Origin of the sequence: Pinibacter aurantiacus (genome assembly GCF_019130065.1) — a bacterium.
Classification (GTDB): Bacteria; Bacteroidota; Bacteroidia; order Chitinophagales; family Chitinophagaceae; genus Pinibacter; species Pinibacter aurantiacus.
The window spans coordinates 18,158-30,392 of record NZ_JAHSPG010000012.1 but is presented as its reverse complement, the minus strand read 5'-3'; the positions used below and the strand labels follow the sequence as shown (position 1 = coordinate 30,392).

The following is a 12,235-nucleotide window of genomic DNA, read 5'->3' as shown; positions in this document are numbered from 1 at the left end:
TTTTAATCCACAATCATTCCTGCTGTGAGGTTAAAAATGGTGCCGGTAATGGCGCCGCCTTCATCCGAAGCTGCGAATACTGCAGCATTGGTAAATTCGTCGAGTGTTGTTAGACGTTTTCTGTGCGTTGATCCAGACATCACTGCGTGAAACTGCTCAAAGCTGATGCCGTGTGATTTTCCCTGGATGTCCCACACTTCATCGATCAATGGCGTTTCGGGAATGGCAGTTGTGTGAAGGCAAACGGCACGCACACCTTGCTCTCCGAGCTCAACCGACAATGAACGACACAACGCTTCAATTGCGGCCCACGCAGGAATCATGCCGCCAACAAAAGGCCAGCTGATGCGGCTTGCATTTGGCGTGTGCATCAAGATAACTCCGCTGTTTTGTTTGACCATACGACGAGCCGCGACTTTTGAAGTGATGAAGTGTGATTGTGTGTAAGTGGAGATAGGCAAAAAGAAACTCTCTGCGGAAAGCTCCATCAGAGGAATGCCTTGTATGCCTCTTTGTGGAATACCAATTGCGTTGAATGAAATGTCGATGCGGCCATCAATTTTGATTACTTCGTTCATATGATCTTCTACAGCTTCTTCATCTAGGGCATCGAGTAACGCCGTTTTAATAAGTCCGCCCTCTGCTTTGACTTCCTGCGCAATTGCTTCCAGTTTTTTTGCAGTACGTCCGGTTAAAAAAACTCTGACGCCCTCACGGGCAAAGGCTTTTGCAACGGCGCTTCCCACGCCTCCGTCGCCGTAAATAACGGCCACTTTGTTTTCCAGTTTTTTCATTTTGTTTTTTGGTTTTTTGTTAATGTTGTTTAATCAGATTTCATCGGATAGTCACAGCAGGGAAGGAGTTGTTGGTTGATAGTTGATAGTTGATAGTTGTTGGTTGGTAGACATTATGTGCGACAGTGAGATAAGCTACCATCTTGTTTTGTCTGTTGCATCTTTAGCCAAACACCTAACAACAATCAACTAACAACTTTTCTCACATCAAAGCTATTGTCTTAACCAGAAACAAGCAGGGTGTGAAATAGACTTTCTGAGGGGTTGATTTGGCCAGTGCTTTTGTCTACATTTACGGAAATCTTTTTTATGAAACACATTACAATAGTTGTCCCGGATTGTGAGCTCAATCTAAACAGCATAGCGGGCGCGTGGGAAATTTTGACGAGGGCAAATGACTATTGGCAAAGTATTGGCAACCGGTCAAAACTTGATATTTGTATTGCGGGCTTTGTAAAAGAATCTGTGATAAGCAAAGGGTATTTCACTGTTCATCCAACCGACATTACAACGATCAAAAAGACTGATTTGCTCCTTATTCCATCCATATTTGGCGATTACAAAGAAACAATTGATAAGAACGACGCTTTAATCGATTGGATAGGCACGCAATACAAGAGTGGCGCAGAGATTGCAAGCATGTGCTCCGGTGCTTTCCTGCTTGCTGCTACGGGATTACTCGAAGGCAAAACCTGCTCAACACATTGGAACTCGACTGCTGCATTCAAAGAAATGTATCCCAATGTTAAGATTGCACAAGATAAGATCATCACTGATGAAAATGGTATTTACACTAATGGCGGCGGTTATTCATTTTTGAATTTAATGTTGTATCTCGTTGAAAAATTGTTTGACAGATCAGTAGCCATCTTTTGCTCAAAGATTTTTCAGATTGACATAGAGAGAACAACGCAATCGCAGTTCTCTATTTTTCACATACAAAAAGGGCATGGCGACGAATTGATTAACGAAGCGCAGAAATATATAGAAGACAACATCGATGAAAAAATTTCGTTTGAAAAACTCGCATCTCAACTCGCCATCAGCCGTCGCAACTTTGACAGACGATTTATCAAAGCCACCGGCAATACACCCGTTGAGTATTTGCAACGCGTAAAAGTGGAAGCCGCGAAAAAAGAATTGGAGAAAGGCCGCAAATCAATTTTCGAAATCATGAATGATGTAGGGTATGCGGATGATAAGGCTTTCAGAGAAGTATTTAAAAAAGTAACAGGCTTATCTCCACTGGATTACAAGAGCAAGTATAGTAAGGATAGGGTTGCTGTGTGAGCGAAATAACTGAATAACGGAGTAACTGAATAAACTGAAAGACGAATAATTTTATTGAGTGTAATATACAATTACGATGGTCAAAGTTCAACCACTCAGTTATTCAATTATTCAGTTATTCAGTTACTCAAATAACTTTCTACCTTTACATCGCTTAACATAAAAAAGCTAAACACCATGAAATCTTTATTGTTACTGTTAATCTTTCCCGTTTTGTTCGGCAGTTTTACTACTTACAACAAAAAGGGGCTTACCGACGCCGAAAGAAAGTTTGCTGTTGATCTTCTCAGCAAAACTAAAAATGATCTTGTTAGTGCAGTGCAGGGTTTGTCCGATGCACAATTGAATTTTAAACAAGCGCCTGATCGCTGGTCAGTGTTGGAATGTGTGCAGCACATCACACTCTCTTCGAAAGGAATTTTCGATTCTCAGCAAAAACTTGCAAAGGCGCCAAACGACAGCGCATTTAAATCAAGCTTTACTGATGAGCAATTTGTCGGAATGATTGAAGACAGAAGCCACAAAGCGCAAGCTCCCGAACCTTTCAAACCTGTGAATTCTCCTTACAAAACTTTAGATGCAACACTTGCCGAGTTTAATAAGGACAGGGATGATCTTATAAAATACGTGCAAGGCACCGATGAAGATTTAAGGAACCATGTTGCTAAACTGCCCTTTGGCAAAGCAGATGCATATCAAATGGTATTGCTGATAGCAGCACACACCAACAGGCACACGCAACAACTGAATGAAGTAAAAGCTGATCCTAATTTTCCAAAACAATAAGTTATTATTCTTACCTGCAGAGCCGCTCGAAAGAGCGGCTTTTTTGTTTCGGTGTTGAATTATTAGTTGTTGGTGTTTATGCTTTGATATGTACATCGTCCCTCTTATACTGCAGGCAGGTAAGAAAATTTCTAGTTCCTAATTCCTGATTTCTAATTCCTAAGTTTGCAGCATGATCCAAACCAACGAAACATTTACCATCATCGGCGGCGGTATTGCCGGACTTACAGCTGCCATAGCACTTGCACAGAAGGGGATAAAAGCGACCATTTTTGAAGCAGCACCGGAGGTGAAACCTGTAGGAGCGGGCATATTGCTTGCTGCAAATGCAATGCTGGCCTATCGGAGGCTGGGTATCGATTCGGACATCATTCCCTTGGGGAAACAATTGTCAGGATTTGATATTCTTTCTTCCGCTGGTAAATTGATCACTAGAACTGATACAACGTTTTTATCTGTTGACGATGCGCCGGATAATTTTACCATACATCGCGCCGTACTGCATAATGTATTATTGTCAAAAATTCCTGCCACTTCTATACACACCAGTAAAAGACTCAAATCTTTTGAGCAAAAGGAAAAGGAAATCGTATTGCATTTTGAAGACGGCACTTCACATGTAACCAATTACCTGATCGCTGCAGATGGCATTCATTCTCCTGTGAGAAAACAGCTTGTTGCTGAATCTGTGCCAAGATATGCGGGCTATACCTGCTGGCGTGCCGTTGTGAACACAAACCAATTCAACAAGGCGGGAAACTCGGAAACATGGGGCCCAAAAGGAAGGTTTGGTATTGCGCCACTTGCCGGTGATAAAGTTTTTTGGTTTGCATGTATAAACGCGCCACAAAATGATGCAAAGATGCGATCATTCAAAGTCGCTGACCTGCGGCGCGAGTTTGCATCCTATCATCAGGACATAAAGGCGCTGCTTGATCAAACTCCTGACGATGCACTGATATGGAGCGACATTAACGACATCCGGCCGTTGCAGCATTTCGCTTTTAACAACATTGTTCTCATTGGAGATGCGGCACATGCCACCACACCAAACATGGGTCAGGGAGCCTGCCAGGCTATCGAAGACGCGATTGTGCTAGCCGATGAACTATCCCGGCATACAGCACCTCAGGAAGCTTTTAAATGCTTTGAAAAAAGACGCTTGGCCCGTACCCGCGACATTACAAACACTTCATGGGTATTAGGAAGAATGGCCCAAATGGAAAACAGTTTACTGTGCCGCCTGAGAAATATCTTCCTGCGTTCGCTACCCGAAAAGTTCAAACAAACCCAGGTGCGGAGAGTGCTGAAGGTGGACTTTTGAGAGACTGAATAACTGAGTAACTGAATAACTGAATAACTGAAGGTTTCTGTGCAGCATACTTTTCGACTTCAGGCCTTCAATAATTCAATTATTCAACACGTCAGTTATTCAGTTACTCGGTTATTCAGTTATTCGACGTTGCTACCGCATGTGTTTTTGAGCTTGACTAAACAATTACGCACCCTGTTTGTTGTATCATTTCGGATGAGCTTATTCGTCATAAGTAACCCGCTCCGATATGAACGCAGTTGGCAAAAAAATTCAGTCACTCTGGGCCCAGGAAGCAAGCCTTACCGTTTTGCTTTGTATTCTTTTTGTACACATTTTCATCGTTATTCCGTTAGGGCAGGGTACTACATTTGGCAGGCTGATCTTCTTTGCTTTCTACATTTGTTTACTTGTAACCGGCATATTGATCTTTTTCGAGAATTTCATCTTAAAGCTAATTGTCTCTGTCCTGGTGGTCTTGATTATTCTCGGCGCAATATTCCGGTCGCCTTCGCTGGATGTTGTAAATAACTTGCTTACCGTTTTGTATTGCATGCTGCTTAGCTGGGTAGTATTGCTTCGCACGTTCCACGATGGCCCCGTAACCGTGCACAGAGTGTTGGGTGCAGTGGTGGTTTATCTTCTCATCAGTTTCATATTTGCTTTATTGTACCAAACAATTTACTTAATTGAGGGGGGTGTTGCTTTTAAAGGATTGGCCTCATCGGATAGAAAAGAGTTCATGTATTTCAGCCTTACAACATTGACAACGGCGGGTTACGGTGATATTAACCCGGCACTGCCTTTCAGCAGATCGTTTGCAAATATGGAAGCGTTGATAGGACAGCTGTATCCGGCGGTATTGATAGCGCGGCTGGTGTCCATGGAATTTGAATCGTCAAAAGAAAGAAAACAAAAATGAATCAATCTGATACCAACTCACCATTCAATAATAACTCCCCAACTTTATGAACCAGTTTGTAAAAGACATCAAATCAAAACCCATCTTTTGGATGGGCATTGCGATACCCATTGTATTGACACTGCATTGGACACATAGCGGATCAGATACGTTAATGTTCCTTCTTTCTTTAGTTGCCATTATTCCGCTGGCGGCCTTTCTATCACACGCCACTGAAGGCATTGCGGCCAAAACCGGCGACACCATTGGCGGCCTGCTCAATGCAACACTGGGCAACCTTACAGAAATGGTGATCTTCATTGCGGCGCTCAACCAGGGATTGATCGAACTTGTAAAAGCCTCCATCGCCGGTGCAGTGGTAACCAATTCTTTGTTTATGCTCGGCGTGTCTTTTTTGCAGGGAGGTTTAAAATACAAGGTCCAAAACTTTAACCGGCTGAATGCATTCATTCAATCATCGCTGTTGTTTGTTGTGTGTATCGCTTTAATGATACCCACCATTGTAACAAAAGTTTCCGAAGGTGAAAAAGCTGTGCCTTTGGATAAAATCAGCCTCGGCATTGCTGTTTTGTTAATGGTCGTTTATCTGCTGAGTTTATTTTTTTCATTGAAAACCCATTCCGATTTCTTTAAGTCGGAAGAACCAGAAGGCGGACATGGAGAAGAACATGTCTGGCCCGTGAAAACTGCTGTGATCGTGCTCATCATATCTGCTACCTGCATCGCCATAGTAAGTGAAATTTTTGTAGAAGGGGTGCAGGATGCTTCCGAAAAAATGGGATTGTCACAGGGTTTCGTAGGGTTCATAATTATCCCGATCGTTGGTGCAGCCGCTGAAATGATGTCTGCTTTTTCAGCCGCCAAGAAAAACAAATTGGACATCAGCGTAGGCATAGCCATGGGCAGTTCTGCACAGATCGCTTTATTTGTAACCCCGCTTATGGTGTTGCTCAGTTACTTCATAGCACCGGTTCCCATGGATCTCAGCTTTAAAGGCGGACTGATCTTTATGCTGCTGTTTGGCACGCTAACGGTGGTGCTAACGTCAAATCATGGCAAGTCAACATGGTACCTTGGTGTACTGTTGCTGTCGGTGTATGCGATCTTTGGAATCACGCTATATTTTCTGGGGTAGGAAACGAGGCTCTGGGCTTATTCCTATCTTTAGGAAAACTTTGATTCATGAAAAATGAAGGGCCTGTATTCTTTGAAAAGAAATCTGATTTCAGAAAATGGCTGCAGAAAAATCATAAAAAGGAAACTGAATTATTGGTAGGATTTTATAAAGTGGGCAGCGGCAAACCCAGCATTACCTGGCCGGAGTCTGTTGATGAAGCGCTTTGTTTTGGGTGGATCGATGCCGTGCGAAGATCTATTGACGATGAAAGTTATCAGATTCGTTTTACGCAGCGAAAACCTGACAGCATATGGAGTGCCATTAATATTAAAAAAGTGGAAGAGCTGACAAAACAAGGATTGATGCAGCCCGCCGGAATGGAAAGCTTTGCCAAAAGAACAGAAAAAAAGTCGCGCATATATGTGCATGAAAATGAAGAAATAGAACTGGCTTCCGAATATAAAAAGCTATTCACTGCAAATAAAAAAGCTTGGAAATACTTTCAATCTCTGGCTCCCTCATACAGGAAGTTATCTGCAAGTTGGGTAATGACAGCAAAACAAAATGACACGCAACTAAAACGACTGCAACAATTGATTACTGATAGTGAAGCTGGAACGAATAGGTGGAAAGACAACAAGTACAAAAAATAATCACGTAAATCGATCCGACATGGTATTCAAGTAAAAGCTTAACTTTGCGTAGCTTTTAAATCTCCATTGAACACATTGCCAATTTCCAGCTTATTAAGCCGGCATTTTGTATCTCATAATCGAAACCTAAAGTCATTTAGTTAAGCAATTGCGCATATTTCAGATTAATGTCCTACGGACAATGGTTCTATCTGTTAGATTTTCTACTGATATTAATGCCCTACGGGCAATAAAACCTTTCCCGTAGGGGAAAAACATCAATAGAAGTCAGTACAGTGGCCATTTTGCCCGTAGGGCATTAATCCTGGAGTGTTTCCTTAACTAAATGACATTGAATTTGAAACCCTTAAATCACTGGAGTATATGCTATTTAATTTTTATCGAAATTTTGGCAAATTGATGATTCTTTGTTTTATCAGTGTGTTCTTTATTAGTTGTAAAAAAGAAAAATCAAAAGTTAATATAGAAGGGGTGACTGGCTATACATGGAATGTTTTAATGCTGACGGCGAAAGTTCCTGATCTGAATACCTTTTACATTGTGTCATTCGCAGGGCCGGCAGAATTTCAACTGAACGATGATCAAAGTTTTAAACTGAAAGTTGGCAGCAATGAATCTGTGGGAACCTATACATGGGCCGCAATAGATTCGATTCATGCAAATGTGGCTTTTACTTTCAAACCCGGAAGCGGAGCAGGAAAATTTGAAACTGTATTAAGTGCCGTTAATACTTGCGAGCCTTCTGGGTTTCCATCAGAGCTGACAGGCATATCACGGCCGCTTTATACAAAGATTTTATATTTCAAAGGCAGCGAAGGTGAGTTTTATATTTACAGGTAGGAGGTCGGCCAAATGCTTGTCTGTCTTTTAATTTCTAAGTGAAGCTAAGCCGCGATCACCTATCCGCTTACTTCAATCACTTTCACGGGACAAGCTTCGGCAGCTCGCCTGTTTGCTTCAACATCTGCCTCAGTTATGCGAAGATTCCAACGGCCACTTTTTTCAACGGAGTTAAGCAATACACTTTTACCGTCCTTCTTCGACATGCGCCAAAATTCAGGAGCGTGTTCCGTGCAGTAATTGCAACCAATGCATTTGTTCCTTCTATAAACGATGATGGGCATGATTAATAATTTTCAACTCTCAATTCTCAACTCTCAACTCACTACGTATTCGCACTAACGATTTTATACAATTTGTCAGAAGTCCTGATTGGCCTATCAACCGGAAACGCGCATCTGTCGCCTTTTACAGCAATATCTTTTGCGCCGTCGTCATTCACATGCAGCGACGTGATGGTACTTTCGTACGCGCCTGTAGTCGGCCCCGTGATCAATATGCGGTCGCCCACATTTAGTTGATATGTTTCAATTTCAAACTCTGCGATCTGTGTTTTCGAAAAATAATGTTTGCCTTTGCCGAGATAGATCTTTTGTGTGGTAGCCTTTGATCCGGAGGTGTTGCTCCATTCACCCATTTCTTTTCCAAGAAAATATCCTCCCCAAAAATCGCGGTTGTACACTTCTTTCAGGCGCTCATTCCATTGATTGAGTTTTTCTTCACCGAAAGAATTTTGCGCTACAGCATCGATGGCTTCCCGATAGCAAGCCGTTACGTTACTCACGTATTCAGGGCTGCGGCCACGACCTTCAAGCTTCAATACATCTACACCGGCCAGCAGAAGCTGATCAAGAAAATCAATTGTCTTAAGATCTTTGGATGCCATAATGTATTCGTTGTCTATTTCCAGTTCCACATCATCTTCAATATCGGTTACCTTATAGCGATGGCGGCAGTTTTGAATACATGCGCCGCGGTTTGCAGAAGCATTATGACTATGTAGGCTCAGGTAACATTTTCCTGAAACGGCCATGCACAAAGCGCCATGCGCAAAGACCTCTATTTTTATTGGCTTGCCGGATACTCCACAAATATTTTGACGTTTTATTTCTTTGCAGATTGTTTCCACTTGTTTCAAACTTAGCTCTCTTGCCAGCACAACTACATCTGCAAATGGAGCAAAAAATTTCACTGTTTCTATGTTAGAAACATTTGCCTGGGTGGAAATGTGGATCGGCATTCTAACTGATGCAGCATAGGCGATAACTGCATGATCCGCTGCTATAACTGCATCAATACCTGCTGCCTTGGCTTTGTTGATGATTGTTTTAATAAGCGAAAGGTCGTGGTCGTAAATGATTGTGTTCAGCGTAAGGTAAGCTTTTACATTCTTTGCATGGCATTGAAGTGCGATACTAAGCAGGTCATCCAATGTAAAATTCATTGTTGCTCTCGCCCGCATGTTAAGTTGGTCCACTCCAAAATATACTGCGTTTGCGCCACTATGAATTGCCGCCGTCAGCGACTCGAAATTTCCCGCAGGTGCCAATAGTTCCACTGTTTTGTTCTGCTGCATTGCTTACGCTTTTAAAAAAAATGAAACGCAAATTGCAAGCATTTATCATAAAAATGGATGACGAAAATCAGTTAGGGGAAGTTTTGAGTTATGAGTTGTGAGTCATGGGTAATGAGTGGTCTGCAATATTTGAAAGTGCTCAGATGTGAACTTCTGTTGTTCAGTTAATCAGTTATTCTGTTTTCGAAAATTAGCAAATCATTAAACAAAGCCTAAAAGCATGATTTACTTCATGTTCTGCAAAAAAATGCCCCTATACCTTTGCGCCCGGGTTTATCTGGTGCAGCTGCCTACAGTATTTCTGCGACTTAACTTACAATCAGTAAACACTAAACTCATTTCTATGTTTAAGAAAAGAGCCCTGCAAATGCACGAACAATGGGCGGGAAAAATTGAAATTGTTTGCAATGCTAAAATCACTAACCGCGAAGAATTGAGTATAGCCTATACTCCCGGTGTGGCCGCACCCTGTTTGGCAATATCGGAGGATGTGGATCTATCATATAAGTATACAAGACGCAACAATCTCGTAGCAGTTATTACAGATGGTACAGCTGTGCTCGGTCTTGGAGACATCGGTCCTGAGGCCGGAATGCCTGTAATGGAAGGCAAATGCGCCTTGTTTAAAACCTTTGCCAATGTGGATGCTTTTCCTTTATGCCTGCGTACCAAGAGTGTTGACGAAATAGTAAACACTGTTAAACTTTTGGAAGGCAATTTTGCTGGTATCAATCTCGAAGATATATCTGCGCCACGTTGTTTTGAAATAGAAAGAAGATTACGTGCAGAGTGCGACATCCCTGTGTTTCATGATGATCAGCATGGCACCGCGATCGTTACGCTTGCTGGTATGCTCAATGCATTGAAAATAGTTGACAAAGACATTCACGATATCAATGTGGTTATAAACGGGTGTGGTGCTGCGGGCATTGCCATCGCCAAACTGCTGATGAGCATGGGACTTGAAAAAGTAATTCTCTGCGACAGGGCAGGAGCGGTGTATGATGGAAGAGAAAGTTTGAATCGCGAGAAAATGGAAGTTGCCCAAGTTTCAAATCTTGACAAGAAATGCGGCAAGCTTTCCGATGTGATAATAGGCGCCGATGTATTTATAGGCGTTTCTGCACCTAATGCATTAACCGAAGAAGATGTGCAATCAATGGCAAAAGATGCTATCATTTTTGCAATGGCAAATCCGGTTCCTGAAATTATGCCCGATGTAGCAATAAGGGCAGGGGCGAAGATAGTTGGAACCGGCAGATCAGACTTTGCAAATCAAATCAATAATGTGCTCGCATTCCCCGGTATTTTCAGAGGGGCGCTTGATGTGCGCGCAAGCGACATTAACGATGAAATGAAAATTGCAGCAGCAAGGGCTATTGCAGAGATCATTGCAGACGATGAATTGAGCCCTGACTATATTGTGCCCGATGTGTTTGATAAAAGAGTAGCGATTGAAGTAGCCAGAGCAGTGGCAGATGCTGCGATGGCAACGGGCGTGGCAAGACTTGAAAGTGTGTGTGTTTAAATATAACGCCTGCTTCGGGGAGATCCTGGGGCAGGCTTATTTTTTAAATTAAAAGTAAAAAGGGAAAAAGTAAAAAGTTAGAACCGCTGCTCCGAGCCTTTATTAAAGGTGCTTGCACCAATATAGCATTGATTCCAATCGCCCAAACTCACACACAACTTCCCATAAAAAAAAATTCACTCTCAACTCTCAACTCTCAATTCTCAAAACCTCAGTTGCAACTGCAAATACATTAAGCTCTGACTATACGAATTTGTCAACGGCACATTGTGTTTGAATAGTTCAATATTGGTGCCTACTTGCAAGGCTGCATACATATCGTCTGCAAATAGAAAGGAAATATTCGGTGTGATGGTTTGATAAGGATTGTCTCCCAGTTTAGCGTTTTCGTTGAGGTATTCATAACGGGAAGAAAATTCAAGAGCCCTTAAGCGCGGATGATTGTAGTTATATCGCAACAGTGGGAAAAAATACACTCCCCACATTTTACAATCGTTCAGTTGCGGTTTGATAGATGTGGCAGCGTTGTACAAATTAAAATTGGTACCAGTTTTGCCTTCAGCAGTTAGAAACAATTCCCATTTCTTGTCAGCACCTAAGTTTATTTTCCCCGTTACATCTCCGCCCCATGCGAAGCCCGTGCCAGCACCAAAACTACCCGACGCTGCATTGACTCCCATCTTAAAATTTTCAGACATAGAAGTCTCTAATCGTCCGTAGATGTTTTTGGTATTATCGTTGTCCGAAGGTTGGTTTCGATTATTGCCATTATAAATGCCGGCATAGTATTTAACAAACTTTGTATCGTCGCCTGTAATGTTGCCGAATACTGAAACGCCCAGCTGAAACCCTTGCCAGCCGCTGGCTGCGAATGCTGTGTATTGATTGGAGTAGTCCAGCGTTCTGATCAGCTCGGCTGGAATCAGGTCTTCAATGCCGAAGAAAGGCCTGAATTGTCCCGCCTGGATATTGAAATGTTTGTTCGCAGAGTATTTAATAAATGCGTTTTCCACCACTTTGTTTGCAGTGTTACCGCAGAACTCCGCGAAGTTGAGCATAAAGTTTGTAGAGAACCTGTCGTTCACCGCAGCCTTCACCATGAGGCGGGCCCTGCGCAACGAGAAAGTATTTATAACCCCCTTGCTAACAGCCGGGTCGAAATTTTTGCCGCTAACATCTACATTGTGAGTGAGCGAAGCTGTGTAGCGCATTTGCAGCAGTGCATTAAAAGTGATGGCCCGCTTAATGGCTGAGTAATTGGAGCAGGTATCTTTCTTTTCCTGCGCATACAGAGGCTGCCTGAAAAATGCAACTATAACGGTTATCGTAAACAGTACTTTGAGCCTTTGCTTAAGAACAGCGCATTGATTCATAATATCGGTGATTTAGTGGTGCCATTTTTCTAAAAAAGAGTGGC

12 protein-coding genes are annotated in these 12,235 nt (G+C 42.4%); 8 read left to right on the top strand and 4 right to left on the bottom strand.

All coding sequences use genetic code 11. From position 1 onward, the window contains the following. Nucleotides 1–2: 2 nt before the first annotated feature. Nucleotides 3–794, bottom strand: a complete 792-nt coding sequence (locus KTO63_RS14575; RefSeq protein WP_217792074.1) for an SDR family NAD(P)-dependent oxidoreductase — start codon at nt 792–794, stop codon at nt 3–5. A gap of 309 nt (nt 795–1,103) precedes the next feature. Here KTO63_RS14575 and KTO63_RS14570 point away from each other — a divergent pair, with 309 nt between their 5' ends. The 7 genes from KTO63_RS14570 (at nt 1,104) to KTO63_RS14540 (ending at nt 7,714) form a co-directional block, all read left to right on the top strand. Continuing rightward, the gene (locus KTO63_RS14570; protein WP_217792073.1) at nt 1,104–2,084 is read left to right on the top strand and encodes a GlxA family transcriptional regulator; all 981 of its coding nucleotides are present in this window, start codon (nt 1,104–1,106) and stop codon (nt 2,082–2,084) included. A gap of 177 nt (nt 2,085–2,261) precedes the next feature. Further along, nucleotides 2,262–2,870, top strand: coding sequence for a DinB family protein (locus tag KTO63_RS14565; protein WP_217792072.1), 609 nt, complete (start codon nt 2,262–2,264; stop codon nt 2,868–2,870). A gap of 172 nt (nt 2,871–3,042) precedes the next feature. After that, nucleotides 3,043–4,194 (top strand): FAD-dependent monooxygenase, encoded by a 1,152-nt coding sequence (locus tag KTO63_RS14560; protein ID WP_217792071.1) that lies wholly within the window; start codon nt 3,043–3,045, stop codon nt 4,192–4,194. A gap of 238 nt (nt 4,195–4,432) precedes the next feature. Beyond that, on the top strand, nt 4,433–5,104 hold the full coding sequence (locus KTO63_RS14555; RefSeq protein ID WP_217792070.1) for an ion channel: 672 nt from the start codon (nt 4,433–4,435) through the stop codon (nt 5,102–5,104). Between the two features lie 46 nt (nt 5,105–5,150). Then, a complete protein-coding gene (gene cax, locus KTO63_RS14550; protein WP_217792069.1) occupies nt 5,151–6,239 on the top strand; it encodes a calcium/proton exchanger in 1,089 nt (362 codons plus the stop codon). 47 nt (nt 6,240–6,286) lie between these two features. Next, nucleotides 6,287–6,874: a YdeI/OmpD-associated family protein gene (locus tag KTO63_RS14545; RefSeq protein WP_217792068.1), complete on the top strand. Its 588-nt coding sequence runs from the start codon at nt 6,287–6,289 to the stop codon at nt 6,872–6,874. Between the two features lie 363 nt (nt 6,875–7,237). Continuing rightward, nucleotides 7,238–7,714 carry a hypothetical protein gene (locus KTO63_RS14540; protein WP_217792067.1) on the top strand — a complete coding sequence of 159 codons (477 nt, stop codon included), beginning with the start codon at nt 7,238–7,240 and terminating at the stop codon, nt 7,712–7,714. A gap of 59 nt (nt 7,715–7,773) precedes the next feature. On the opposite strand, the gene KTO63_RS14535 is transcribed toward KTO63_RS14540, so the two are convergent. Together KTO63_RS14535 and KTO63_RS14530 are read right to left on the bottom strand one after the other, a co-directional pair. Further along, nucleotides 7,774–7,998 (bottom strand): ferredoxin, encoded by a 225-nt coding sequence (locus tag KTO63_RS14535; protein ID WP_217792066.1) that lies wholly within the window; start codon nt 7,996–7,998, stop codon nt 7,774–7,776. Between the two features lie 41 nt (nt 7,999–8,039). Then, the gene (locus KTO63_RS14530) at nt 8,040–9,290 is read right to left on the bottom strand and encodes a peptidase U32 family protein (protein WP_217792065.1); all 1,251 of its coding nucleotides are present in this window, start codon (nt 9,288–9,290) and stop codon (nt 8,040–8,042) included. A gap of 343 nt (nt 9,291–9,633) precedes the next feature. Between KTO63_RS14530 and KTO63_RS14525 the strand changes: the two genes are divergently transcribed. Continuing rightward, a complete protein-coding gene (locus KTO63_RS14525; protein ID WP_217792064.1) occupies nt 9,634–10,818 on the top strand; it encodes an NAD(P)-dependent malic enzyme in 1,185 nt (394 codons plus the stop codon). Nucleotides 10,819–11,021: 203 nt separating this feature from the next. Here KTO63_RS14525 and KTO63_RS14520 read toward each other — a convergent pair whose 3' ends face one another. Then, the gene (locus KTO63_RS14520; protein ID WP_217792063.1) at nt 11,022–12,191 is read right to left on the bottom strand and encodes a porin; all 1,170 of its coding nucleotides are present in this window, start codon (nt 12,189–12,191) and stop codon (nt 11,022–11,024) included. Nucleotides 12,192–12,235: the final 44 nt, after the last annotated feature.